We start from the raw sequence: 26,133 nt of genomic DNA, 5'->3' as shown, positions 1-26,133 counted from the left end.
AATCAGGATTGTGACTTTTTCAACGCTGGGAATGCGTACATCTGGCGAATAATGTCAGCGACTCCCTCAGGCTGAGAAGCCAGTTTCGCGTTAAATCTATCTTTTTCATCCGCAGACACAGAATCATCAGCCACACCGGCAGCAATCAAGTTGGCCGGGAAAAGATGGTAAATATCCGTAATCTGACGATCGATTTCTTCAGCCAATTCTTCTGGTGATTCAAACGGCTGGGTAATCACATCACCAAAGCTAACGTGCACTCTGCGCTTCTCGCCCACGATTCCCTGAACGATACTTTCAATGTCCTCAAACTCACCTTTTTCATACATGCCCGTGGTGCGTTTCGCATCCAGCTCTTTGGCTTTCGCCAAATCACAGGGATCATTCTCGTAAGCAATCGCCACCGGCACAATATGCAGTTGGCTCATGAACTCTCCGAAAGACTGCTTCCGCTTCCGGCCTTCCATGTAAAACATTTTCAGCAATGCCGGATCTGTTTTATCGTTGCCATCTTTCGCACGTCCTTCCTTCTGTGCAATCCAGATGGAATGGCCGGTTTCAATGGAATTTGCAATGTAGTCCGACAGCAAACCGAGCGCCTTCATCATTTCACGAGGCGCTTTTACAGACCGTTTGACAATAAAACTCTTATTCAGACGCATCAGCTCAGTCGCACAAGGCTTCTTCAGCAAATTGTCACCAATCGCGATACGAACTGTATTCATGCCATTGTGGTACAGACACCAGTTCACCATAGCCGGATCCATCGCAATATCACGATGGTTTGAAATGAACAGATAAGCCTGATTTGGGTCCAGTTTATCCAAACCAGAATGTGTGACACCGTCACAGGAGTGTTCGATGGTCGCCGCCATATACTTCGCAACCTGTAACTGAACATCTTCAACCGTCTTAACACTTGACCATTTCCGGACAAGAAAACGCTGAATCAATGGACGCAACAGCCAACCAAATACGCCCGACAACTGCGGAAAACGGTAATTCAGAATGGCGTTAATGAACTCATCATCATTGATCAATCGCTGAATCGCCTCACTGACTTCATCATCATTGTACGGGCGAATGTCTTTATAAATATCGTTATTTGTTTGCACTATTTTGCTTCATCTCGTTTAAAACCACGCTATTCTACGCAGAATTGTTGGTTTACCCAATGATCAGCCACAAACACTCAGATGGTTGGAGGTCTGACCAATCGAAATCTCTCTCGCCTGCAGTTCATCTCTGGTTCTTGACCCGAAAGATAAAACCGAAGACTATGTGCAGGCTTTTATCAGAGGTACCCCATGAATCAGGCTATTGAATATACACAGCACGAACCTTCTCAGCTGTTTGTCGGCGCTCGGAAAAAAAATGTCACAGCTTATCTGATCGCCATCCAACACGGTGTTGCACTGTTACGCCTCGGTAAACATGAATTTGCCCTCACACAAGGCACTGGCTTCTGGCTTCCGTTTGATTGCCTGCATGCTCTGACTGTCCTGCCGGGGTGTCGGTACCACAGAATTGACTTCTCAGCCAGACTGACACTGCCCTACCCAGAACAAGCCGGATTTATCACCGTTAGCCCCCTTCTTCAGGCATTGCTTGATGAGTTAAACCGACTATCAAGACTGCCTGTTCAAAGCAAGCATAGTTCTGAAAGCCGCGTTTTGGCGGTCGTCGCGGATCAGTTGACTGTTTTCAAGCCGTCGACACAGCAAATTTGCCCGGCATTAACACGCCAGCAGCAATCATCACTCGCCGCATTGCTGGAAAGCACGCAGCCGCCCAGCAAGGATTCACTGTCTGCCATTGAGTCTGTACTGGGGATCAGTGCGAATGAACTGGAAGCTTGTCTGTTGGTCCGGGAAGCCCTGAAACTTTCCCGCTCGGGCAGAAAAGCAGAGCAAATAGCCAAAACACTGCATTGCCAATTAGACCATCTTCAGGCGTTAGGCCAAACCCTGACAGGCAAGCAATTCTGATTTTTTTGCTCCATATCGCGAAAGCCCCCGACTTTCTTACTGAACTCGGGGGCTTTCTGTCAAAAACGGTGTTTACTGTATCGGAATTTCAATCTGAAACATCACACCATCCTGCTCATCTTCATGCCACATGTAATCCAGACGATACTTCGCTGAAGCACCATCATTTGCACCCAAACCAACACTCATCAGAAGGCCATGTTTTCTGACCCACTCTTTAGCATCTTCAAAGGTAAGAATATCCAGATCTTCATACTTCTTCGGCATCCACAGCCCCAGGCCATAAAAAGCCGAGGACGAGTTGTCTTTCAGTAACGGGTCACCGTTTTGTGCTTGCCAGTCATCCCAAAAGGATCGCTGAATCACCTCATGTTCAATGTCCCAACGCATGCGATCTGCACCAGCCATTCTTGCCTGCGTTGACGCAGCAGCACCTTTGCCTGCGTCCATTGGATGAACACACGTCAGTAAATAGGCACCGCGCTCATCTTCGGGCATCGATTTTAACTGATTCTGGCTGTAATAATGGCAAGGTAACGCATTTGCAGAAAGCGAAAAAAACAGTAGCCCTATATGCAATAGAGCGTCATGAAATTTCCGACGATAAGCGGCCACAAATCACCCTCAATATTGTTGTCTAACCCAGAATGTGAAGGCGACAGAAAAAATAAATTGATTTATTTTTAACCAAATTAATGCGCATAAAAACGCTCGCAGTGAATTATTTTAACGACACCTGGCGTTGTTAAGTGTGAAATCGGCCTATTTTTGACAATATTATCACGAATAGTTGTACTTCGAATCGGCACCGTTTCGGGGCATGCCAATACCTGCCATTTCGCGAGGATTTCATTCGCCCGGTAAAACTTTGAAAAACTGAGAAAATTATCCGGGCCAATGACAAAAGTCAGCTCCACTTCAGGATCAGTCTTTTGCAGCGTATTCAACACATCATAGGTTGTGACGGGTTGATCTTTTAAAGCAATCTCTTCTTCCAGACGGCTCAGCGATAAATTAGGTAAAGACAAATCAGAGATAAAAGCATTCACCATATTGCAACGAGACTCATAATCAAGCATATTTTTACCCCACGCATGCGCATAACTGGGTAATAATAAAACCTGATCAAAATGCGATAATCGTTCCAAAATGGATCGGTGGCCTAAACTGGGCGGATTAAATGCACTGCCAAACACCGCAATTTTTTTTGCCATATCTCGATTACCTCTTTTACCTCGGTGAATGAAAGAAAAAATACCATTTTCTTCACGATTCATCATTGATCCAACGCTAGAGTTATCGCATGATTTCATCAAAGGGTTAATATTATTTTACGCTCTCACCACTTTTTTACACTGACTGTTCAGAAAGTGGCCGAAGCGAAGAGGATTCATGTCATGGAACAGCTTATCCGTGCAGAAATGCAGGTTCTACCGGTCATTGATGCCGAGTTTGAGGTTCAGCGCCGCGTTGCCTTCATTCAACAAAAACTCAAGCAAGCCCGATGCAAGAACCTGGTCCTGGGGATTAGTGGCGGCGTCGACTCCACAACCTGCGGTCGTCTAGCGCAGCTCGCCATCAATGGTCTGAACGAAGAAACACAAAGCAAAAATTACCAGTTCATTGCGGTCCGCTTGCCTTATGGTGTTCAGCAAGATGAAGAAGAAGCGCAACTCGCCCTTCGTTTCATCCAGCCAACACATTCCGTTTCCGTCAATATCAAGCCAGGTGCAGACGGCACACATGCAGAAACACTGAACGCTTTAGCCCATACTGCACTGATTCCTGAAGACGACAGTAAAGTAGATTTCGTGAAAGGTAATGTCAAAGCACGGACAAGAATGATTGCCCAGTACGAGATCGCAGGGTTAGTCAACGGTTTGGTGTTAGGGACAGACCATTCCGCTGAAAATATCACAGGTTTCTATACCAAATGGGGAGACGGCGCTTGCGACCTCGCCCCACTCTTTGGCCTGAGCAAACGTCAGGTCCGTCAGCTAGCGGATTACCTGGGTGCGCCCGAGTCACTGGTTCACAAGGTTCCAACGGCGGACCTGGAATGTCTGACACCACAGAAAACCGATGAAGAAGCCTTACAGCTGACTTACGACGAGATCGATGATTTTCTTGAAGGGAAACCGGTCAGTGACCATGTAACAGAAAAACTGATTGGGATTTATCAGGCGACACAACACAAGCGTCGTCCAATCCCAACGATTTACGATGAAGATCTGTCACACTAACTGTGAACAATTCCAATGAACACCGAGATCAAAAAGGGCTTGTATTCAAGCCCTTTCTTTGATCATTCAGCGTCTTTGTCGCCACTCTTTTCCTGACGAATCTGTTCTGCAATCACCCGGATTGCTTCACCGCTGCTGATGCCCTGTGCCATCAGCTCATGAATTCGTTCTGCCGCTTTTTGCTGTTCTTCATGGGTCAGAGAAATAGATGAGTCACCAAACATTACGACTCCTGTCGCTCACATTGAAAGGAACGACATTCTATCGACTCTGACAGAGACTGTCATCGACAATCTGTGTCCAGCTAGCCGGGATTTCCGTCTAGACGGGCCCGGGTTAAGACACGCCAGAAACAAAGCACGAATATTCCATAAGCCACAGCCCATAAGATCGCGGAAAGAACAAAAGCATGGATCATCATGCCAGGCATGAAGATAATCACGATCGTTCTGAAACACATCGCGATGATCAGCGTGATAAATGCAACGCGGATCATCAACCCGGTTTGAAGTTTTCGCCCCGTATGCCCCAGAGACACTCGGACAATCATCGCCAGAATCATGCCGCCGATACCGCCAACGGTCAAAACATGTAAAGCAACACTATCGCTGACATATTGCGGCTCAACAGATGACAGCCCGATCAGAAAAAGCCCGAGAATTGTGCTGTAATACGCGAAGTGAAGCAACCAGAGCAGTGGCTCTTTGAAGGTCTGAAGCGTGCGCCAGCGAATCACCCGCGGTATCTGTGCAATGGCAGCCACCATACAGATCCAGCCAAACCATACAGCCGGTACCACAGACTGACCCAAAAGACCTGCAATGAGTGCTCCCCAGGCCGGAATCAAAGCCAGAAACTCCCGCCAGGGAACCCGTGTGATCGGCTCGGTTTGTGTGCCTCTTGCGGTAAAAAACGGAATGACCCGCCCACCCATCACAATCATGATCACAGCGATCAGCAGTGTTAACTGTCGCGAAACCACGCTGAAATCTGTGGAACTCCAACCCAAAACTGCAAAATGCATCATGAGATTCAGGGCAATCAACAAGGCCAGCAGAGGGACGAAAAAGAGGTTCCGCCATTGTTTTTGCTTCAGAATCGGAACGGCCAGAAACACGATCGCCAGCACGATCCAAAGTTGGTCGGCAATCATCCAGAGCCAATGCGGATGAGACAGCAGCAGCATTACTCTCGCGATCAACCAGCCACTGAAAACAGACGCCAGTTTCCAGCCATGAACCCCGGGAATCCCCGTCCAATTTTGTACTGCTGTCAGCAGAAACCCGACGATGATTGCGCCGGTAAATCCGATCAGCATTTCATGGGCATGCCACCACACCGGATTCCCATAGAGGGGGACGAATGTCTTGCCCGACCAGAATGCAGCCCACACCACCATCGCAAGGACAGAAAAGAGACTGGCAGAGAGGAAAAATGGCCGAAAGGCTAACCGAAAGAATGGCGGGATACGAAGAGCAGCAGATTTATCGATGATTTGCATAAAGCCACACTGACTGAGATGTGAAATCATCATGATAGGAAAACAATGCTTCACTGGTATTGATGTCAGACAAGAATCAGGACGACATTGTCCTGATTCTTCATCAAATGAGCCGTGTCGCGCTAATAATCCGGGTAATCGACGGGACGAGTGATCCGCTGAATATCCAAGATCGAGATGTCGCCTTGCCAACGACTTTCAACCAGACCGACACTCAACCAGTAACGGCCATCAGGCACATCAATCGAAGGAAGGCTTGTCGGCAGTTTGCCATCGACATCCTGCGTCCAGATCGGCGTCCAGGTGGTATCGTTCAGATCAAACAAACTCATCGACAAGACTGGCGATGGGCAGGCTGTATTCGGTAAAACCTCACGTTCTATCCGCCAGTTTTTACTGTCTTTCCAGCCAATTTTCTGTTTCGGATCCGGTTTGGTCAGAATCACCCAGGAACTCCAACTTTTCTCCTGATCGGCAGAAATTTTCAACTGATACAGACCAGCCGCTAAAGGTTCATCCAGGCGGCGAGATTCAGAAACAAACATCCCGTTGTCAGACATGACAGGGGCCGGCAGATTGAAACCGCTATCCGGCCAGCGGGTGAATTCAATATTCACCTGCTTTTCCTGCGTCATCCCTGTCACAGACAACCGAAGCAGCACTTGATTCAGGTTCTGAATGACTTCCCGGCGAATCGCAACCTTTGACAGCCATTCAGGCAGGCTCCGTTGCTTGAGGCTGAACCCGCAGTCTTCCGTAATCGCGAGTTCCAGCAGCGCATTCAAATTCGCTTGTTGTTCATCTGTCGCACCTTGCTGCCAGGCTTGAACCATGGTTTCAAAACTGGCGGTTGTATTCCCTTCCAGCAGCCGCTGATGAGCAACCGTATATAAGTCTTTGCCCACAAACCACTTTGCAGCAGCCTGTGGCGTCATTAACATCCAGGCGACAGCACCGACAACGGAGGAATACCACAACGACTTCATTCTTGCGGCGCTTTCATCCGGTAACCCACGCCACGGAGCGTTTCGATTTCAATACCCGGCAGTTTCTGACGTAACTGCAAAATATGCGTATCGACCGTCCGGGTCGTCGGGTAATGGTTATAACCCCAGACCTGGTCCAGCAGCTCATCGCGTGTAAACACACGCCCTGAGTTTTTGGCCAGGAAGACCAGCAATTCAAACTCAGTTCTTGTGAGCGTGACGGATTCGCCCTTTTGCTTTACCTCACGGCTTTCAAGGTTAATCAGTGTTTCGCCAATCGAAATGATATTCGCGTTTTGCGGTTCAGACTCTCCATTGCGCAAATGCACACGGATACGCGCGAGCAGCTCTTCTTCCGCAAATGGTTTGGTCAGGTAATCCTTCGCACCTGAGTCCAATCCGATCACCTTGTCATTCACAGAAACCATCGCAGTCAGCAAAATCACAGGAACCGATTTCAGCTTGAGCCAGTTGTCCAGATAAGTCAGCGAGTCACCCTCAGGAAGCTGGCGATCCAAAACAACAAGATCAGCATTTGGCCAGAGTGGCGCGACATTGGTTGCACAGTCAGCATACAGACATTCGTAGCCTGCTTCTTTCAAACATTCGAGCAAACCATCAGCAAGGTTGCGGTCATCTTCAACCAGTAGCAGAGTTTGATTCACACGGTATCTCCAAAATAAAAGTGGTTGGCGGACCTATCAATTTCATCCGCCCACCCATTCGACGGATCATCGATTCAACGATTGTCAGTCCTAATCCGAGTCCCTTTTCACTGACGAAAGGTTTCCTCAGTCGAGCCCAATCTTTACTACCTAAATTTCCCTGATCCTTCACGGTGACAATCAGTTTTCCATCATTGAACGATGAAGTTAATTCAATCGGTGCTTTGCCGTATTTATGAGCGTTGGACAGCAGGTTATCAATACAGGTTCCAAGCCAGTACATGTTCACATTGACCACACGATCCTCAGGGAGTATCAATGAAACATCATAGGGCTCAGCGATAAACTCAATCCATTCATTATAAGATTCAACCTCTTGGATACTGAGTTCCTGATGATTCGCCTGTAAATAATCCTTACTCGCTTCTGCCAGTTGTCTCAGGCGTCGGGAATCTTCCGTGAGTCGTCTGAACTCATCATATAGGGTTTCTGGCAAAGCATCAAAGTGACGACGAAATCCTTCGACCGTCATGCTCAAGCTCGCGATTGGTGTGCGAAGCTCATGCGTCAGAATTTGTAAAACCAGCATTCGTTCCTGCATCGCGCGGCGGCGGATCCGCCAGCGATACATCACCCAGCCCATCAGCAATCCGATATTCACTACCAACAAGCCTGCCAGCAGGTAAGTTGTCAGATGAGATTTATCTTCTTCCTGCCAGCAGATATTACCACTTTTTACCAGACAAAATTCTGTCGCAATCAAACGTGTAAAGTGTAAATCATGTTGAGCAAGCGCCTGAGCCCAGGTCGGCTGATCATAAATAAAATATTCGTTGCCATTGCGAACCCAGAGCTCCCCGTTCGAAATGAACGCCTCTGCGCCTGCAATGAATACCCGGATTTCCTCACTGCTCATTCGCTGTAAGCGTCCAAGCACGGTATCTGTTGCTGCCAGCTCCCTTTCCTGAATATGCAGATAATTGGACAACTCATTCTTCCGGTTTGGAAACTTCTCCAGGTACCGGGCTGCATAACTCCCACCGCCCGGATGAATATAACCGGAACGCACAAACCAGCCTCTTGGCAATACAGTGTTGTTACACATTGCCCGCGTAAAAACAACGGGATGTGTCACCAGCGGACTCACTGGCCAGGGCCCCTTACAAGTCTCAGCATTTTGATACAAACGACGTAATGCAGCCAAAGGATATTTCGCAGACTGCGGCAAAAGGCTGGATGGTAATAAGAGTGGTGTTGGGTACCGGCTTTGTAGTTGTCGGAAATCGTACGTGGCTAATGGCTGGCTGGAAAGCAATTCTGCCCGGGCAGCTGCCATGCGATCAGGCAAGCTGTCCGACTCCGCATGGAGGCAGCCAGAAAATAAAAGAGAAATCATCAGCACATACTTTTTCATAGCGCGAAAGTTTACCACCGAGCGGTTCAGGTTTGTCAGAAAATTGTCATGAGATCAGCTAACTATAAGATCAGAACCCCTGAACGTCATTTCCTGTTGCCGTTTTCCTGCCGGGCTGCACGAATCCTCACCATTTCCGGGCGAACTATAAAGAAACGCCGCTCATTCGAGCGGCGCTTGATCACAGCATCATTGAGGAAATCACAGGAATCGTGCGATATTCTCGACACTTTCCTTCGCATCACCAAATAACATCTGGGTATTATCCTTAAAGAACAGCGGGTTCTGAACCCCGGCATAACCAGTATTCATGGAGCGCTTGAACACAATCACGTGCTTTGCATGCCAAACTTCAAGGACCGGCATGCCCGCAATCGGGCTGGTTGGATCTTCAGTCGCCGCCGGGTTCACCGTATCGTTTGCACCAATCACCAACACAACATCTGTTTCAGGGAAATCATCATTGATTTCGTCCATTTCCAGAACGATGTCATAAGGGACTCTCGCTTCAGCAAGCAATACGTTCATATGGCCGGGCAGACGTCCCGCAACCGGGTGAATGCCGAATCGGACATCAACACCTTTCGCGCGTAGTTTCTCTGTCATTTCATGCACCGGATATTGCGCTTGTGCCACAGCCATGCCGTATCCCGGGGTAATAATTACAGAGCGGGCATCTTTCAGCATTTCCGCCACTTCTTCAGCAGACGCTTCATGATATTCACCCACTTCTTCATCACCCGTTGAGACTGTACCATCCGAACCGAAACCACCGGCAATCACGCTGATAAACGAGCGGTTCATTGCCTTACACATAATGTAAGACAGAATCGCACCGGATGACCCCACCAGAGCCCCCGTAACAATCAGCAGATCGTTTGCCAGCATAAATCCCGCAGCAGCAGCAGCCCAGCCTGAGTATGAGTTCAGCATGGATACAACAACCGGCATGTCCGCACCACCAATGGATGCAACCAGATGATATCCGAACGCAAAAGCGATCAGTGCGACCAGAATCAGCGGGAAAACCGAGGGATCCGGATCCACAAAAATCACCAGAAGCAGCAGCGAAACAACAACAGCAGCCAGATTCAGCTTGTGACGATGTGGCAGCATTAACGGCTTGGATGACATTGTGCCACGGAGTTTCCCGAAAGCGACAACAGAGCCGGTAAAGGTAACCGCACCAATGAACACACCCAGGAAGATTTCAACCAGATGAATGGTTTGCATCGCCCCGACCAGTGGCTCACCATGATCCAGAAAAGTATTGAAGCCAACGAGAACAGCCGCCATCCCCACAAAGCTGTGCAGAATCGCCACTAATTCAGGCATTTGGGTCATTTCAACTTTCTTGGCATAGTGAACCCCGATGGCACCACCAATGATCATGGCCAGAATAATCCAACCTGTTCCGGCAGATTCAGGACCAAAGATCGTGGCAATCAGTGCGATGGCCATCCCGACCATCCCAAAGTAATTCCCCGACTTTGCGGATTCCTGTTTCGACAAACCCGCAAGGGACAGAATAAATAGAACGGCCGCGACGATATAAGCCGCTTGTACAATTCCTGCAGACATTGAAAACGACTCCCTTACTTATCTTTACGGAACATTTCGAGCATACGTTTGGTCACCGTAAAGCCACCAAAAATATTGATACTCGCAATTAAGACAGCAATAAAAGCAAGGAAGGAAACAAAGCCAACTCCCTGGCCAATTTGCAACAATGCCCCCACGATGATGATGCCGGAAATTGCATTCGTCACGGACATCAGCGGGGTGTGCAGCGCATGGGTAACATTCCAGACCACGTAATAACCCACGACACATGCCAGAACAAACACCGTAAAGTGAGCCAGAAATTCAGCCGGTGCGGCGTCTGCAACCCAGCCAAACAGCAGCACACCCACAGCCATCAGACCATATTTCTTCGCAGGTGCCATGGGTGGTTTTTCTGGTTTCGCGAGCGGCTTCGCTTTTGCAACTTCCGGCTGCTTCGCGGCAGCAGACACTTGAATTGGTGGTGCCGGCCAGGTGACTTCACCGTCTTTCACGACCGTCAGACCACGAAGAACTTCATCTTCGAAGTTGATATCGATGGTGCCGTCTTTCTCTTTGCAGAGCAATTTCATCAGGTTAACGAGGTTTGTCGCATACAACTGAGACGACTGATTCGGTAAACGACTCACCATGTCGGTATAACCAATCACTTTCACCCCATTCGGAGTTGTGACGATTTTATCCGCTTCAGTGTAAGCACAGTTCCCACCGTTGGCCGCAGCAAGGTCGACAATCACACTGCCCGGCTTCATCGAATCCACCATTTCCTGGGTGATCAGGCGTGGTGCCGGGCGACCCGGAATCAAAGCTGTGGTGATGATGATATCAACGTCTTCCGCCTGTTCTGCGTATAAACGCTCTGCTGCCCGGTTGAAATCATCCGACATTTCTTTGGCATAGCCGTCACCGGTGCTGGTGTCCTCTTTGAAAGCAACTTCAAGGAACTCAGCCCCCATGGACTCAACCTGCTCTTTCACTTCAGGCCGGACATCAAACGCGCGGACGATCGCGCCGAGGCTGCCCGCAGCACCAATTGCAGCTAAGCCTGCAACACCAGCACCGGCAATCAGGACTTTTGCTGGCGGGACTTTACCGGCAGCGGTAATTTGTCCGGTAAAGAAACGGCCGAATTCGTGTGCCGCCTCCACAACCGCACGATAACCGGCAATATTCGCCATGGAACTCAGTGCGTCGAGTGCCTGAGCACGCGAAATACGCGGCACGGAATCCATCGCCATCACACTGATATTTCTAGCGGAAAGCTTTTCCATCAATTCAGGATTTTGAGCGGGCCAGATAAAACTGACCAGACTTGCACCTTCCTTGATGCGGCCAATTTCTTCATCGATCGGGGCGTTGACCTTAAAAATCAGATCCGATTGCCAAACTTCATCTTTGGCTGCAACGCTGGCACCGGCCGCTTCATAAGCTGCATCATCAAAACTTGCATGGATACCAGCATCATGTTCAACCGCGACGCTGAACCCCATTTTTAATAACTGCTCGACCGTTTTTGGCGTCGCAGCCACTCGCGTTTCATTCGCAAGTATCTCTTTAGGCACACCTATCTGCATCGTTATTCCCTGAACAGTAGCAAAAATGTACACATTTAGTTCCTTCCCTGACTTTAAGGCAACGGAAAAAGGAACAAATACAACACTCTTCACTTGAGATTAAAAAACGGATATGAGGGCTTACAGAAAGCCGAACATATCAATGACCAGACGTAATTCACTTACCAGACATCATCGGCAAAGCCAGTTACATCGATGGGCAGAACTTCAGTTCTGAGCTCATCTGAGCGTCTGATAAAAGTCAGAACGCTGCATTGATCAGCATCACCACTATCTACCGTTTTCTCCCAACCAGATTCAGAACACTCTCCCACGGGTTTAGTGTGAACCCAAAGGCCCGGCTGTTCTGAAAAAAGTGCCGGATAAATCCTGACTTGTGTTCGTTGAGATACGCCTTTCAACAACGACACAGCGTGTTTACCGAAACATTGCCTCACCGGTTTGATCAATGAACATTTTGGCTTTATTGATCATAAAAGTTTTGGCATCCGCCTGACTTGCAAGTAAGTCAGACCGGATAAAAGTATGCGTTTTTAATTCACCATCGATATTTTTACAGATTCTGCCCGCAATTCGATATTGGCCGCCCTCAGAAATTGGCTCAGGGTATATCAGATAACCCTGATATTCCTCCGGTTCGACAACGGCAGTACTCGCCTGACTCGCTTCTTTACCAAAAAGCTTCGACCAAAAACCCACTTAGCAGCCCTCGATTCATGTAAGCAAAACACTATCATGCCATATGCTTCTGTAAAATAAACCCAACCAGATGAAAATCTGATAATAATGATGAAAATGTTATAACTCAGTGGGATACATGCCATCCCTGAAAAGAATTTGGATAAGAAAAAATAACGAAAAAAACGCCGACCCAAGGTCGGCGTTTCAAATGATACTTTATCAGCATGCTTGATTAGCGAATCAAGCCGATATCTTTTTGCAGGTGTACCGGAAGATGAGAAACCTGATAGGTTTTCCCCGACCCATGAACAGATTCCTGACGTGTAAAAAGTACATCGAACGCGTGTGCAATCAATCCTTTGATATTCAGCGTGTAGGCTTTCTTTTCCATTGCGTCCTGTGTTGCGATGGTGTCGAAATCAATTGCCTGTGCCATGATTGCCTCTTCGAGAAATTAAGTGATTCGTTGTTCTACAGGGCAAATAGTAAACGGTTGATTTTTGAACTAAAAATGACATTTTTTCTTTTTATAGATAAAAAAATCTAATCTGTTAAGCAAACGTTTCACCTGAGCAAACTAACCAAAATAAAAAATACATCGTCAGTGCATAACATCCCGTAAAATGGTATCAATTGATGCGTAATTAACGATTACCCCCCAACAAAACACGAAACATCACAAGATTTTAACAAGAGAAAAGGATTGAATATGCTTGCGCTGCTTGCGAGACACTCATCAATTTTATTAATACTTGCTGCCCTGACAGGTTTTACTTTTCCTGAGGTTTCATCTGTTGTTTTCCCTTATTTACCTTACATTCTTTTCTTTCTGATGCTATTTACATTAATTGGTATCAGACAAAATGAATTAATCAGACTTTTATTCCAGGGAAAGACTTGGGTATATGCCCTGTATCATGCCGGGTTACTCACTGCAATCACGACAGGCATAGCCATCCTGCTCGGTGCTTCAGAGTCTTTAAGGCTGGCTTTTGCAGCTGTCGCAGCGACAGGTTCTTTGTTTGCCACCCCTGCCATTGCACGCTCCGTCGGTCTTGATGTCATGAAAGCCATGGCGATGACCATCGCGACCACCTTACTGATGCCAGTTGTCCTTTATATCAATCTGTACCTCTTCCAGTCTCAGCAGGTCCAGCTTGATCTGTCTGGTTACCTCGTACGCCTGATCATTTATATTTTCGGTCCCATGATCTTCGCTGCACTTTGTCATCGCTATATTCCGGCCCAACGACTGCAGCGGACACACAGTAAAATAGCGCAACTGACAATCTTGCTGGTTCCGGCATTTCCACTGGGGCTGGTTTCAGAATTCCGGGCACTGGTCGATCAGTCCTGGCAGCAAGGGCTGATCTATTTCGGGTATGGTGTCGGCGTGAGTCTGTTGTTTTTTCTGACCGGCATGGTGCTCTATATGCGGCACAGTGTCAGCGATGGCCTTTTGGCGGGCATCACCTCAACGAACAGAAATGTACTGCTGACGTACACGATTGCCGGAACTGCACTGGGGCCGGATTACCTGGTCCTGATTGGTGCGCTGCAACTCCCCATTTACGCGATGCCGATTGTCGTGCAATGGCTCGACCGCAAGCTTCAATCCGATTCAAATCCGCTATCACCTACAACAGGCTAATCAAGAAAGAACTTGTCTGTATTTTCAGCATGAACAGACGCAATGTCGCAGTCTATGACAGATCGCTTGCTTCTATAGCCAAAATTTCATTATTATCAGCAAGTATTCTCAGGGCGGGGTGAAATTCCCCACCGGCGGTAACTGAACTGACCTGCACAGGCGGTGATGTTCAGAAGCCCGCGAGCGCTTCATCGCGGTTGTACTCAGGTACAGATGAAGGTCAGCAGATCTGGTGTAATGCCATCCTTGGCGTGAGTCCAGAGCCGACGGTTATAGTCCGGATGGAAGAGGATCAGCGGAGTTATCTCTCGCGTTTACAATCGTTCAGCGAGCCACAGGCTTGCCTGTACGCTCATTGATGTAAAACGAATTTCAGCCTTCAAGGGTCTGAAACGCTGTCTTATTGCGCCCTGATTCTGGTAACAAAATCATATTGGAGTTCATACCATGAATCAGTCTCTGCTTTCCCCTTACGGCACCGCATTTGAGCGTGTCAAAGCTGGCATCCTTGCGATTCAGGAAGGTCGCGGTGTCCTTGTTGTTGACGATGAGGACCGCGAAAATGAAGGTGATATTATATATGCCGCCGAAACGCTGACTGCCGAACAGATGGCACTGATGATCCGTGAATGCTCGGGGATTGTCTGTCTGTGCCTGACCGAAGAACGCGTCGCTCAGCTTGAATTGCCAATGATGGTGGACAACAACACCAGCGCCAATCAAACCGGTTTTACAGTCACTATTGAAGCTGCTCGGGGCGTGACCACAGGCGTCTCTGCTGCCGACCGCGTCACAACCATTCAGACAGCGATTGCTGATGGTGCAAAACCTGACGATCTCAACCGTCCGGGTCATGTCTTCCCGCTGAAAGCAAATGCTGAAGGTGTATTAGGCCGTCGCGGCCATACGGAAGCAACCATCGATCTGATGCGACTGGCGGGTCGTCAGCCTTATGGTGTTTTATGTGAGCTGACCAACCCGGACGGCACCATGTCACGCTTACCTGAAGTGATTGCATTTGGTGAAAAACACCAGATGCCTGTGCTGACCATTGAAGATCTGGCTGCATACAGACTGGCGCTGATGGCTGAACAGACCAACAAAGACGCCAATCATTTAGTGACCGCGTAACTAACGAGTTCAAGAGGCACAATCAAGTGCCTCTTTTTCAGATCCCGGTCACCGGTATCCAGTAAACGAGTGCACTCCAGGCTGCGACCCAAACCCCGATCAAAACCGCATCAAGCCAATCCCGATTCATATTACCCCCTGATGAATTCCCTCATCAGTAATGAATCGACCAATGCATGATTGGCATTAAGTTGTGATCTTCATTCTTTCAGAGCACATAAAAAAACCAGCAGAGGTCCCTGCCGGTTTTCAATCACTTTCTAACCGATAAAGCATCAGTTTTTTTTTACGCAGCGCCTTGTTCACACTCACATGGGATGTAGGTGATGAGATCCATTCTGGGCGCAGATAATATCTTCTGCTCAGCAGCATACCCTTCAAAGGCTTCTGCCATGGTGCAGTCCAGCGACACAGGTGCCATTTCATAGTCTAGCAGCGCCTGATAGCCCTCTTTCCCTGTCGCCGTATAGCCGGATGAAACCGAGGTGTACACAACATCATCCACCAGCGATTGCCAGACACCCTGTTTCCGAAACTCGATGGCTTCGATGCGCTGTCCGCTTGGTGCACAACACCGGTAAGTAAAACGAAGATCCGCTGTATAAGGGAAACTGCCGGTTCCTGTCCCTTCAACACCATTGTCCACGGCATTGTCGATCGCCCCTTCCAGCGCTTCACGGATTCTGATGCCCCGGACTTTGTAGAGCATCAAGCCAATCGCAAACGGTAAAAGCCGTCCGGCAATATCGGCAGTGGAGATCGGCCCCGGATTCAACGAGGTTCTGACGCCCCCGGCATTGTGAATCCCAAAATCGACATCATAGCCCATGCGTCTTCCCTGCCACACAAAGCTTTCCACGACGAGCGGTGCAATGGCGCTGCCTCCGCGGCTATCGGGGACACGGACATGCCGTAGCGTTTCTGTGATATCTGCAACATGGTTGGTCTGGCGTTCACGAACAGCCGGGCGGTAATCCAGATTCAGGATGTGCTCAATGACAGGGTCTTTGGCGCACAGATTGATGTTGGATTGATTTTTCAGATACCGCTTCACCGCTTCATGACAATCCGGATCCAGATGCTCATTGCGCGTTGCATCCAGCGTAAACTGACGCCCGAGTAACAGCTGGTTTCCGCCACTCACTTGTTCCAGTGAGCCATCTTCAGCAAAATCGAGATGAATCTGGCCCATCGACAGGGCATTACAGCCTGCCTGCACCACACAAGTCCCATTGATCTGAATTGCATAGACATCTTTCTTGCCGTAACCCACATTGGTGAAATCACCCTGCATGGTATGCGTATGGCCACCGATGATCACCCCCAGACCCGAGACCTGTTCTGCCAACTCTAAATCACGCTCATAGCCTAAATGACTCAGCAAGATGATTTTATTGATCCCTTTCCCATGGAGTGCCGCAATGGTATTTTCAGCAACCGTCACAACATTTCTGAAGGATGTATCCGGATCTGGGTTGGCAATTTTATCCATATTTTCAATGGTCAAGCCAAATATTGCGACGGGTTCACCCTGAACATCTTTCACCAGATAGCGGGCACATTCCGTTTCAGGATCATACGCATACAGATTGGGTTTCGAACGCAGCGGGTTTCGCTTACTTTGATCTTCCTGGCTCAGATCCCAGTTGCCTGCCAGCATCGGGAAATTTACCTGATCAAGAAAGTCAGCCACCGGGGTGTTGCCCATATCCAGCTCATGGTTGCCCAGAGCCATCATTTCGACCCCCACAGCACTGAGCAGTCGTGCATTGGCTTCGCCTTTGAACAACGAAAAGTACAAGGTGCCCTGAAAACAGTCACCGGCATGCACGAACAAGAATTCTCGGCCTTTCAGATAAGCTTGCTTTCTGGCCTCTTTCATTGCCGTAGATGCCCGCGCAAAACCACCGCAACTCGCGTACACAGTTGTGTTCCCATGCGGACCCTCTGAAGAGAAATGCTGTGTCCCTGTGAGTGCATGCTCTGGCAGGGTCAGTTGGATAGCTGAGGGTTCGAAATGCGAGTGTGTATCGTTGATATGAGCGATGGTAATTTGTGCTTTTTTGTTTTGGGTCATAAAGGCCTGATGTACTCCGTGAAATTTCAATCAGATATGATAGTTATCACATAACTGCTGGCATGATACAGCAAAGCGGGTGAACAAGGGATGAATATCTCATCTGTCACAAAAAGATCATCATTTTTGTTGGTACAAATGCAAAAAAGGCAGCGAATCTGCTGCCTTTCAGAAGTCAGGTCAGATTACTGATAATGACCGTGACGCTGAAGCACCTCAATTTTATAGCCATCCGGATCCAGTACAAAAAAGAACCGTGCAATCAACTGACCGTCCCGTGAAAATTCTTTGATGTCCAGCGGCGCATAACCCAGTGACTGAAAACGCGCATGTTCTTCGTCGAGGTGATCGACGGCCACCGCGATATGACCATAACCGCTACCATGCGTATAAGGTTCAGCACCTTGATTCCAGGTCAGCTCGATTTCCATATCGTTTTCATCATTTCGCAGGTACACCAGGCTGAAGTCTTCGAAATCCAAACGCTTTGAAATGTCTAAATCCAGTGCCTGTTTATAAAAGTTCAGTGACTTTTCCAGATCGTGCACACGCACCATGGTATGAATAATTTTTGCCATCAGCCAACTCCAGTCGTTTCATTGTTCTTCATTTTCAAGCCTTGCTCAGGATTTCATATCAGGCGCGACTATAACAATCCCGATCGCTCACGACAAGCAATATCCCAGCCTGATCACAGAGAGACCAACGCAGGGCTGAAAACAGCTGTTACCATGAAAAATCAACAGCTTCAGTAAAATTTGTGAGCATTTCCATGAACACACCGACACCAGATGCTATAGGCTTAAGAAGAGAAGAATAAAAAGGCTGATGAACTATGCATTTAAGCAGAATCGAAATTTCAGGATTCAGAGGGATCAAACGTTTGTCACTGTCCTTCAACCAGCTGACGGTATTGATTGGTGAAAACACCTGGGGTAAATCTTCGCTGTTAGATGCGCTCAGTATCGCGCTCTCGCCAGATGCTAAGTTCCATAACTTTCATTTTTCAGATTTTCATGTGGATTACTCTTTAGGCCACACACAGGTTTCCCAGTTACAAATCATTCTGAAATGGGTCGAGGATTATCCCGGGGAACACAAGGCCCGGCGATACAGAGCATTTCAGCCGGTGTGGGTCAATCGCGGAAAAGAAGATAAAGAGCTCTATTACCAGATCAGCAGTCTCCGAGACGAAGACAAAGTCACAACAGAGCGTAATTTTCTGGATACCAGTGGCAACATCATCGACTGTAAAGAGACAACTAAACTGGTCAAGCAACTCATGGTGCTCCACCCCATTGTGCGTATCCGCGATGCACGGCAGCTTCGGATCGACGGAGAAGATAAGTTTGAAGATGCTGATCCGGCTTTACGCAGTGATCTCAACGCCCGTATCCAAAGACGGCTGGATAACACTTGCCGGCGACTGATGACCCGTCCGGGTCACGTGAGCAGTGAAGAAATCAAAAGCAGTATCCGGGCTTTGCATACACTAGTCGATCATTACTTCGCGTTTACGCCGCATCACAAAGCTGCACAGCATGAATACCGCCATGCGCCGGTGCATACCCAGTATTCACCCAACCCCTTAGAAATGCTGGCTCGCCCGGAGATGACCAAGCAAAACAAACTGGTGCTGATGGGGCTGATCAACGCTTACATCCGTGCCCGCGGGCCCGTGGAGCTGAAACGGATTTCCCGGCCGATTATGACGCTGGAAGATCCGGAAGGCCGCCTTCATCCAATTATTCTGCATCAGGCCTGGGCATTCGTCGCCAATATGCCGATGCAGAAAATTCTGACCACCAACAGTCCGGAGTTGGCTTCCGTGGTGCCCCTCAAAAGCATTAAGAAACTGAATCGTGAACCAGACCGGACGCGCGTATACAGTTTGGATCAGCACAGCCTGAGCCGGGATGAACTGCGGCGGGTAGGCTTTCATGTCCGGCTGCACCGGCCAGGCGCGCTCTATGCCCGGGCATGGCTGCTGGTTGAAGGGGAAACAGAAGTCTGGCTGCTCAATGAGTTTGCCTATCGCTGCGGCTACAATTTTGCCGCCGAAGGAGTCCAGATTATCGAATTTGCACAAAGCGGGCTCAAACCCATCATCAAGATTGCAAAACTGATGGGGATTGAGTGGCATGTGGTGACCGATGGTGACGCTGCGGGTAAAAAGTATGCCGAGACCGTCCGGCATATGCTGGGCAGTGAATCTGATAAACACCGCTTAACTGTCCTGCCGGATCTGGATATCGAACATTTTCTGTTTAACCATGGGTATGAGCCACTCTTCCGCAAGCTTGCGAAAGTGTCGTCCGATAACCCTGCGCCGCCGAAGAAAATTATACAGAAGGCGTTAAAGCATCATGCCAAGCCCGATGTCGCGCTGGCGATGGTCGAATTTACGGACAGCAGTGAAGTCGACCATATCCCAACGCTTCTGCGCTGGCTGTTAAAGCGCATGATCGCTTTAGCGCGTGCTGCAACAGCCTGACAGACGATTGGTTATCATGCCAGTCAGGCGAGATTACTGTTTTTCGAAAAACAGGGTGACGGTTCCGACATGAAATCCCCATTTGCTCATGGTTGCGACATTGAACATCCGGACGTCATCCTGCAGGAACATCCAGTCATCAAAAGCAATCTCATAAGTTGTATCACCCACCGGAACACGCAGGGTATATTGCCAGTTCAATGCATTCCCTGCGGTTTTCCCGGTCGCTTCCCCGACAACATCGCCTGCCGTCCCCGAATAATGCCCGTCTGAATGACGTGTGATCGTCCAGATCCGTTGTTGCTTTTCGCCATCATCAAACACAAAGTCCTCATCCAGCGTCAGCGTATTCCCTTTGACGGTACCGAGAATATCAACCGAAAAGCGCCGGGTTTGTTTGCCACTTCTGTCCTGCAACATGCCCCAGGCTTTCACTTCTCCGTCAAAATAGCTGAACAGATTCAGTGCCGGCCGATGATACTTGTGGTCGTCAACAGACGTCGAGCAACCGGTCACCAGCAAAGCAACACAAAGCAACATCAATCGCTTCAGATCACGAACAGTCTGAGATGCTGAAATGAATATCATCGTCGTTATCTCCTCCGGAGGGAAAGATTAAACATCCCCGATCAAACGCCTTCTCAGGTCAGGGTATTCGGTTCTGGGTGAGAGCCAGATTGAAATGAATGCTTTTGCCATTTCTTCATCAGCAACTTCACCAATCACGCGGTTGTCACGATAGAAGGTGCCGCCCTCAGCATGCGTGACAAAAATCAGCCGATCCCCTTTCCGGACATCTGGCCAGATTCCTGCCAATTGACGAAGCCAACGCTGCCTTTTTCCGGATGAAAACCCCAATTTCTGCCATTGTTCATCCGTGGCTTCCAGTAAATCGTCTTTATCGATGTCACGGCGATACCGAATCACCAGGGCCAGTGATGTTTGCGCTTCAGACACCTGCGCGTCATATCGCCCCGACGGCGAACGCAGTTGCGAGTCATAAATCACCCAGGGCCCCCATTTCAGAGTCGCTTCCCCGACCGTTGGCCATGCCTGCCAGGTTCCTGAAGCGCTGACTTGAGAAACAATCGCCAGCAGCCCACCAACTACAATAGATTTGAACTGACGCATCATGATTCCTCCCTTATGGAAGACGACGAATCCACATCAGTACCATGCCGGAAAACAGTAACCAGCAGGTACTGACAATTAAAAAAGTCAGCCATTTCCCCAACGGCCACAGCACGACACCCAGTTGTAATCCGGCCAGATAACTGCTCGCGCCACCCAGGCTCCCGGCAATACACAGCACAAGCGGTGACATGCGGCGCAGATTCATCCGTAAAAACCAGAGAAAGCTGCCAAACCCGAACCAGAGCACAACAAGCCAGATCGGCAGACTACCGGCTTCAAACCGGTAAATGCCCGTCCACATTAGTGCTGAGTCCATCAGGCTTCCGGCAATCGCAACCGGAATCACGAACTTCAGGCAAGACGGATACCGCCACCAGCAAACCAGCAGCGCCATCATCAACAGCCACACTCCGTCGTTTTGTCCCAGCACAGCCAACAGCCAGAACAGGTTGAATATCAGTCCTGCCGCGACCAGCGCTTTCGTTGACAGCGGCGGTGTGAAAAATTGAGGTTTCAAAACGTCCATCTCATGTCGCTCCATGAAGATCAGGGCCATTGTGGTCTGCTGGCGAGCACTTGAACTGTGCTGATGGTTTTTTCTTTAAACCCGCCTTCGCAGTAACACAGGTAATACCGCCACATCCGAATGAATTGCGCATCGAATCCCTGCTTTTGCAGTGTCTCAGTACTGGCGTTAAAGGCCCGGTGCCAGTCAGACAGTGTTCGGGCATAATCCAGGCCGATATCTTTGAGATCGCGCAGTACAAAGTCGCTGTGTTTGGTCAGACTTTGTGCCAGATGCGTAACCGAAGGCAGGAAGCCACCCGGAAAAATATGTTTCTGAATGAAATCAACCCCTTTGCTGTATTGTTCAAAACGTTGATCCGCAATGGTGATGGCCTGAATGGCCAGTAAGCCACCGGCTTTGAGTAAAGACTGACACTGACGAATATAGGTCGGCAGAAAGGCCTTACCAACGGCTTCAATCATCTCGACAGACACCAGCTTGTCGTATTGACCTTCCAGATCCCGGTAATCCTGTCGCAGCAAGGTGATCCGGTCTGCCAGTCCGGCTTCATGCACCCGCGCTTTCGCGTACTCGTACTGCGCGTCTGAAATCGTAGTTGTCGTCACCCGGCAGCCATAATGTCTGGCGGCATGAATGGCCATAGCGCCCCAACCCGTGCCGATTTCCAGCAAGTGATCATCTGGCTGGAGATCCAACTGACGGCACAGTCTGTCCATTTTGAGCCACTGGGCTTGCTCCAGAGACGTTTCGTCCGTGTCGTAGATCGCGCAGGAATACAGCATATGCGGATCGAGAAAGGTGCGGTAAAACGCATTGCCCAGATCGTAATGCGCGAGAATATTCTTCTTCGACCCGGCTTTGTCATTCTTACGCGACAAGTGAAGCCAGCCATCCCGCAGTTTCGTCAGCCAGCTGGTGTTGGCTTCCAGCCGATCCAGCATGGGGAGATTTCGAGCCAGAACCTGGACCACAACGGTCAGATCAGGTGAATCCCACCAGCCGTCGATATAAGACTCGCCTGCTGCGATACTGCCGCCCTGAAGCAGGCGCTGATACACAGCCGGGTTTTTGATCAGGACATGTGCCTGACAATCCGATGCCGCATCCCCAAACCTATGGGTTTCTCCCTGACTGTCAACCAGAGTCAGGCCGGCATGACGAAGTTGTTTCAGCAGCTGAAACACCAGATTTCGGGCCATAGAGCCTTCTTTCTCCCCGGTGTGATACCTGCTTTTGATTTCTGTATTCGACATTGTCTCACCTTAGCGTTCTGGTTGATTGGTTTGTTCTCTATCCTTGTGCACAGGCAAATGGCCTGAACCCGGATGTCCGTAAAAAGGGACTTTCTTGCGCCAGAGCTTCCAAGCCTGGACATAAATGCCCCAGAGCACTTTCACAGTCTGAACTGGCGTCTGACGTAACAACTGCCAGAGCACGCTCGTGCTAAACGTCCGTCTGCGCAGCGCCATGGTCGCGTCCATGACGGTGTCCTGCGCTGCTTTTCCCGCAATGTCCAGGTGCACAAACACTTGCTTTTCAGGCGGTCTCAATCGCCATAAATAATGCTGAGCCATCGGATTGAAGGGCGACACATGAAAAGCTTTGCCCTGTATCCATTGCTTTTCATGCCAATCCGAGACAGCAGGCACAGCGTAATAATGACGCTGGTTCCACGGGGTGTTACTGACCTCGGCCAGTAACCAGCGCCATTCTCCCTGTTCGTTAAAGCAGTAATACAAATTGATTGGGCTGAAATAGACGCCGAAGTACCTCAACTGACAAAGCTGCATCACTTTACCGGTCAGCCGCTCTCCGGTTAACGCCATGATTTTCTCCTGCACCCTGGTTTTCAGCGGGCCATCCCCTTCATTGCGAAGATAATCCTGCCGCCGCCAGCGGGCCGGGTGATACCAGCGACAGCCAAACCCCCGAACCATTTCCGCCAGTGCATCCAGCTCATCCAGATCAATCAGCGGCATAAACATCGGATAGGTAAAAGCATGCTGCGCTGGTGAATAGCGACGATGCCGCACCTGCCCGACATAGAGTCCGCTCTGTAACCCTGCCGCACTCATGACACCAGCTCCAGATGCGAACTCGGGTGTCCCTGATCAAGCGCAGCGATCCCAGCCACGACATCCAGCGCACTGCGAACGCCGTCTTCATGAAAACCGTTGTACCAGTAAGCACCGCAGAACCAGCACCCCTCTTTGCCGTTGATCAAGGCTCGCTGCGTTTGTGCAGCAATGGATTCGTCATGAAATACCGGGTGTGCATATTGAAAACGACGCAGGATCTTGTCCGGATCAATATCTTCAGTGCGATTGAGCGTCACGCAGAAGGTTTCCGGTGCCTGAATGCCCTGAAGGAGATTCATGTTATAAGTGACGCTCGCCAGCCGCCGCTCCCGGTTCGACACATCAGGCAGATGGTAATTCCAGGCGGCCCAGGCACGCCGCGATTTCGGCAGCATGCGAGTATCGGTATGCAGGACGACTTCGTTCATCTGATACGGCATGCCACCCAGAATTTGTTGCTCGGCTATGGTTGGATTGGCCAGCATCGCCAGCGCCTGATCGCTGTGGCAGGCAAAGATCACCTGATCAAAAAGCTGTGGTCCCTGATGTGTGGTCACTTCCACTTTCGGGCCGAACCGCTGAACCTGTAATACCGGCTCATTCAAACGGATGCGATCGTCAAAATCGCGAACCAGACTATGGACATATTCGCGCGAGCCGCCCGGAATCACATACCATTGCGGACGATTGGTGATTTCCAGTAACCCATGATGGCGGAAGAAACGGACAAAAAACGGCAAAGGAAAAGCGCGCATATCTGAGAGTGTGGACGACCAGATTGCTGCGCCCATCGGCAGAATATAGTTCTGACAGAAGTACTCATTGAAGTTGTGCGCAGACAGAAACTGTCCCAGCGTCTGGTTTGCGACGTCATCAAGATTCACCGCTCTGGCCAACTGATTAAAACGCAGGATTTCACGGATGAAACGATAGAATTTTGGATTGAGCAGATTACGGTACTGGGCAAACATCGACCATGCATCATGACCGTTATATTCAAGACCAATGGCCTCGTTTTGCACACTGAAACTCATTTCCGTGGCCTGACGCCCGATGCCGATTTCATTCAGCAACTGCTCAAAATTCGGATAAGTCCGATCATTGAAGACAATAAAACCGGTATCAATGGTATAACGACCGCTTGCCACCGCAACATCCACGGTCGCAGTGTGACCACCAATATAATTGTTGGCTTCAAATACGGTGATCTCATGGCTTTCATGGAGCTTCCAGGCGCAGGTCAGACCCGCAATCCCCGTTCCGATTATGGCTATTTTCATCATGATTTCCCTGTCATTCGTTTGATGATCGCCAGCTGTAATGACACCGGTAACAGCGACACCAGTTTAAGAAACCCACTGAAGACCGATGGGAAGTGAACTTCAGATTTTCTTTTCGCAATGCCTTTCCGGATTTTGTCTGAGGCGTAATCGGTCGAGACACGCATCGGCATTTCAAAATCGTTTTTATCCGTCAGCGGCGTTTTCACAAACCCTGGAGAAACCAGCGTAAAAGTGACACCGTCACGCGCCAGATCGAGTTTGAGCGTATGGATCAGATACCTCACTGCCGCCTTGGATGCGCCATAAGCTTCTGCTCTGGGTAATGGCACATAAGCGGCTGTGGAACCAACAATGGCCACATGCGTGGTTTCGGTAAATCGGGGCTGCAGCGCCTCAAGACAATTCAGGACACCAAAGAAATTGACGTCAAATACCCGCCGGAACAGGGCAACATCGACTTCGCCATGCTCAATGTATTCACAGGTGCCCGCATTGAGGATGATCAGGCTGGGACGTATAGAAGGATCGCCCAAAGCATCCAGCGTGGCCTGATGGTCCGCCACATCAAATGCCAATGGCGTAATTCTTTCGCTGACCATGGCCAGCTGATGCAGCTTTTCAGGTGATCGCCCGCAGGCAATCACCTGCCAACCGTCTGCGGCATAGTCTTTTGCAAGCTGGGCGCCAATGCCTGAGCTGGCCCCGGTAATTAATACTGTCGACATCATCACAGTCCCGCCTTGATTGATTTCACGACGCGCCCCAACAGTGGGATGGCCTCGTAAAGCATTTCACCTAAATCGAAATAGTCACGGTGATGAATCACCTGATTGTCCTGAAACGTCAGGTGGGAACACCCCTGAACTTCCCGGTGCTGACCCCGGTTAAGCTTGGGATGCGCAAACACCATGGTCCAGACAACGTAACCCTGTGCATCATCTGCCATCGACTGATGAATCCTGAATTCACAGTGCGTGACGTTTTGGAACAATCGCTGAAAGTAATCATGCAGAGCTGGCCAGCCTTCAACCCTGTGCGCCGGATCTTCAAACACCACTGCCGGATGATAAAGCGCTTCAAGGCTGCTTAAATCCTGCTGGTCTAATTGGCTGTATGTGCGGATAAATTGCGCCATCACCGA

At 49.4% G+C, this 26,133-nt stretch carries 27 protein-coding genes and 1 riboswitch; of the genes, 5 read left to right on the top strand and 22 right to left on the bottom strand.

All coding sequences use genetic code 11. From position 1 onward, the window contains the following. Positions 1-2 precede the first annotated feature (2 nt). Positions 3-1,115: a 1-acyl-sn-glycerol-3-phosphate acyltransferase gene (locus Q4579_RS12250; RefSeq protein ID WP_303564581.1), complete on the bottom strand. Its 1,113-nt coding sequence runs from the start codon at positions 1,113-1,115 to the stop codon at positions 3-5. Between the two features lie 192 nt (positions 1,116-1,307). Here Q4579_RS12250 and Q4579_RS12245 point away from each other — a divergent pair, with 192 nt between their 5' ends. Next, positions 1,308-1,988, top strand: coding sequence for an AraC family ligand binding domain-containing protein (locus tag Q4579_RS12245; RefSeq protein ID WP_303564578.1), 681 nt, complete (start codon positions 1,308-1,310; stop codon positions 1,986-1,988). Between the two features lie 72 nt (positions 1,989-2,060). Here the strand turns inward: Q4579_RS12245 and Q4579_RS12240 are convergent, their stop codons facing one another. Continuing rightward, on the bottom strand, positions 2,061-2,567 hold the full coding sequence (locus Q4579_RS12240) for a hypothetical protein (protein ID WP_303564575.1): 507 nt from the start codon (positions 2,565-2,567) through the stop codon (positions 2,061-2,063). Positions 2,568-2,680: 113 nt separating this feature from the next. Continuing rightward, positions 2,681-3,202 (bottom strand): nicotinate-nicotinamide nucleotide adenylyltransferase, encoded by a 522-nt coding sequence (locus Q4579_RS12235; protein ID WP_303564715.1) that lies wholly within the window; start codon positions 3,200-3,202, stop codon positions 2,681-2,683. A gap of 183 nt (positions 3,203-3,385) precedes the next feature. Between Q4579_RS12235 and nadE the strand changes: the two genes are divergently transcribed. Beyond that, positions 3,386-4,231 (top strand): ammonia-dependent NAD(+) synthetase, encoded by an 846-nt coding sequence (gene nadE / locus Q4579_RS12230; protein WP_303564573.1) that lies wholly within the window; start codon positions 3,386-3,388, stop codon positions 4,229-4,231. A 62-nt stretch (positions 4,232-4,293) separates the two neighbouring features. Here nadE and Q4579_RS12225 read toward each other — a convergent pair whose 3' ends face one another. The 9 genes from Q4579_RS12225 to Q4579_RS12185 form a co-directional block, all read right to left on the bottom strand. Continuing rightward, the gene (locus Q4579_RS12225) at positions 4,294-4,455 is read right to left on the bottom strand and encodes a YoaH family protein (protein WP_211651736.1); all 162 of its coding nucleotides are present in this window, start codon (positions 4,453-4,455) and stop codon (positions 4,294-4,296) included. An 80-nt stretch (positions 4,456-4,535) separates the two neighbouring features. After that, positions 4,536-5,765 carry an NnrS family protein gene (locus Q4579_RS12220; RefSeq protein WP_303564569.1) on the bottom strand — a complete coding sequence of 410 codons (1,230 nt, stop codon included), beginning with the start codon at positions 5,763-5,765 and terminating at the stop codon, positions 4,536-4,538. An 89-nt stretch (positions 5,766-5,854) separates the two neighbouring features. Then, complete coding sequence (locus Q4579_RS12215) at positions 5,855-6,718, bottom strand: DUF2861 family protein (RefSeq protein WP_303564567.1); 864 nt, start codon at positions 6,716-6,718, stop codon at positions 5,855-5,857. Beyond that, positions 6,715-7,383 carry a response regulator transcription factor gene (locus Q4579_RS12210; RefSeq protein ID WP_211651737.1) on the bottom strand — a complete coding sequence of 223 codons (669 nt, stop codon included), beginning with the start codon at positions 7,381-7,383 and terminating at the stop codon, positions 6,715-6,717. The genes Q4579_RS12215 and Q4579_RS12210 overlap by 4 nt, the downstream gene beginning before the upstream one ends. Further along, positions 7,358-8,797, bottom strand: coding sequence for a sensor histidine kinase VxrA (gene vxrA / locus Q4579_RS12205; RefSeq protein ID WP_303564562.1), 1,440 nt, complete (start codon positions 8,795-8,797; stop codon positions 7,358-7,360). The genes Q4579_RS12210 and vxrA overlap by 26 nt, the downstream gene beginning before the upstream one ends. 201 nt (positions 8,798-8,998) lie before the next feature. Beyond that, positions 8,999-10,378, bottom strand: a complete 1,380-nt coding sequence (gene pntB / locus Q4579_RS12200) for a Re/Si-specific NAD(P)(+) transhydrogenase subunit beta (RefSeq protein ID WP_303564559.1) — start codon at positions 10,376-10,378, stop codon at positions 8,999-9,001. Between the two features lie 14 nt (positions 10,379-10,392). Then, on the bottom strand, positions 10,393-11,934 hold the full coding sequence (gene pntA / locus Q4579_RS12195) for a Re/Si-specific NAD(P)(+) transhydrogenase subunit alpha (protein ID WP_303564557.1): 1,542 nt from the start codon (positions 11,932-11,934) through the stop codon (positions 10,393-10,395). A 417-nt stretch (positions 11,935-12,351) separates the two neighbouring features. Beyond that, entirely contained in the window at positions 12,352-12,633 is a 282-nt protein-coding gene (locus Q4579_RS12190) for an HlyU family transcriptional regulator (protein WP_303564555.1), read from the bottom strand. A 214-nt stretch (positions 12,634-12,847) separates the two neighbouring features. Next, entirely contained in the window at positions 12,848-13,051 is a 204-nt protein-coding gene (locus tag Q4579_RS12185) for a hypothetical protein (RefSeq protein WP_303564553.1), read from the bottom strand. A 396-nt stretch (positions 13,052-13,447) separates the two neighbouring features. Here Q4579_RS12185 and Q4579_RS12180 point away from each other — a divergent pair, with 396 nt between their 5' ends. Together Q4579_RS12180 and ribB are read left to right on the top strand one after the other, a co-directional pair. Then, on the top strand, positions 13,448-14,266 hold the full coding sequence (locus tag Q4579_RS12180) for a hypothetical protein (protein ID WP_368501986.1): 819 nt from the start codon (positions 13,448-13,450) through the stop codon (positions 14,264-14,266). A gap of 100 nt (positions 14,267-14,366) precedes the next feature. Further along, positions 14,367-14,563: riboswitch (FMN riboswitch) on the top strand. 150 nt (positions 14,564-14,713) lie between these two features. After that, on the top strand, positions 14,714-15,397 hold the full coding sequence (ribB, locus tag Q4579_RS12175; protein WP_303564548.1) for a 3,4-dihydroxy-2-butanone-4-phosphate synthase: 684 nt from the start codon (positions 14,714-14,716) through the stop codon (positions 15,395-15,397). Between the two features lie 286 nt (positions 15,398-15,683). On the opposite strand, the gene Q4579_RS12170 is transcribed toward ribB, so the two are convergent. Beyond that, complete coding sequence (locus tag Q4579_RS12170; protein ID WP_303564545.1) at positions 15,684-17,474, bottom strand: bifunctional UDP-sugar hydrolase/5'-nucleotidase; 1,791 nt, start codon at positions 17,472-17,474, stop codon at positions 15,684-15,686. A gap of 185 nt (positions 17,475-17,659) precedes the next feature. Continuing rightward, on the bottom strand, positions 17,660-18,052 hold the full coding sequence (locus Q4579_RS12165) for a VOC family protein (protein WP_303564542.1): 393 nt from the start codon (positions 18,050-18,052) through the stop codon (positions 17,660-17,662). A 257-nt stretch (positions 18,053-18,309) separates the two neighbouring features. Between Q4579_RS12165 and Q4579_RS12160 the strand changes: the two genes are divergently transcribed. Further along, positions 18,310-19,968 carry an ATP-dependent endonuclease gene (locus Q4579_RS12160; RefSeq protein WP_303564539.1) on the top strand — a complete coding sequence of 553 codons (1,659 nt, stop codon included), beginning with the start codon at positions 18,310-18,312 and terminating at the stop codon, positions 19,966-19,968. A 33-nt stretch (positions 19,969-20,001) separates the two neighbouring features. On the opposite strand, the gene Q4579_RS12155 is transcribed toward Q4579_RS12160, so the two are convergent. The 8 genes from Q4579_RS12155 to Q4579_RS12120 all read right to left on the bottom strand — a co-directional run bounded on the left by Q4579_RS12155 (position 20,002) and on the right by Q4579_RS12120 (position 26,127). Further along, the gene (locus Q4579_RS12155) at positions 20,002-20,508 is read right to left on the bottom strand and encodes a DUF3833 domain-containing protein (RefSeq protein WP_303564714.1); all 507 of its coding nucleotides are present in this window, start codon (positions 20,506-20,508) and stop codon (positions 20,002-20,004) included. A gap of 75 nt (positions 20,509-20,583) precedes the next feature. Then, positions 20,584-21,099: a chalcone isomerase family protein gene (locus Q4579_RS12150; protein WP_303564535.1), complete on the bottom strand. Its 516-nt coding sequence runs from the start codon at positions 21,097-21,099 to the stop codon at positions 20,584-20,586. 13 nt (positions 21,100-21,112) lie between these two features. Then, the gene (locus tag Q4579_RS12145; protein WP_303564533.1) at positions 21,113-21,628 is read right to left on the bottom strand and encodes a DUF2878 domain-containing protein; all 516 of its coding nucleotides are present in this window, start codon (positions 21,626-21,628) and stop codon (positions 21,113-21,115) included. Between the two features lie 20 nt (positions 21,629-21,648). After that, on the bottom strand, positions 21,649-22,884 hold the full coding sequence (locus tag Q4579_RS12140; protein WP_303564529.1) for a cyclopropane-fatty-acyl-phospholipid synthase family protein: 1,236 nt from the start codon (positions 22,882-22,884) through the stop codon (positions 21,649-21,651). Between the two features lie 9 nt (positions 22,885-22,893). Further along, entirely contained in the window at positions 22,894-23,706 is an 813-nt protein-coding gene (locus tag Q4579_RS12135) for a DUF1365 domain-containing protein (RefSeq protein WP_303564526.1), read from the bottom strand. After that, the gene (locus Q4579_RS12130; protein WP_303564523.1) at positions 23,703-24,989 is read right to left on the bottom strand and encodes an NAD(P)/FAD-dependent oxidoreductase; all 1,287 of its coding nucleotides are present in this window, start codon (positions 24,987-24,989) and stop codon (positions 23,703-23,705) included. The genes Q4579_RS12135 and Q4579_RS12130 overlap by 4 nt, the downstream gene beginning before the upstream one ends. After that, a complete protein-coding gene (locus Q4579_RS12125) occupies positions 24,989-25,717 on the bottom strand; it encodes an SDR family NAD(P)-dependent oxidoreductase (RefSeq protein WP_303564521.1) in 729 nt (242 codons plus the stop codon). The genes Q4579_RS12130 and Q4579_RS12125 overlap by 1 nt, the downstream gene beginning before the upstream one ends. Before the next feature lie 2 nt (positions 25,718-25,719). Then, positions 25,720-26,127 (bottom strand): nuclear transport factor 2 family protein, encoded by a 408-nt coding sequence (locus tag Q4579_RS12120; RefSeq protein WP_303564712.1) that lies wholly within the window; start codon positions 26,125-26,127, stop codon positions 25,720-25,722. Positions 26,128-26,133 lie beyond the last annotated feature (6 nt).

Origin of the sequence: Photobacterium sp. 1_MG-2023 (assembly GCF_030547945.1) — a bacterium.
GTDB lineage: Bacteria > Pseudomonadota > Gammaproteobacteria > Enterobacterales > Vibrionaceae > Photobacterium.
Note: the sequence above shows the minus strand (reverse complement) of the source record. Positions and strands in the feature narration are given on the sequence as shown.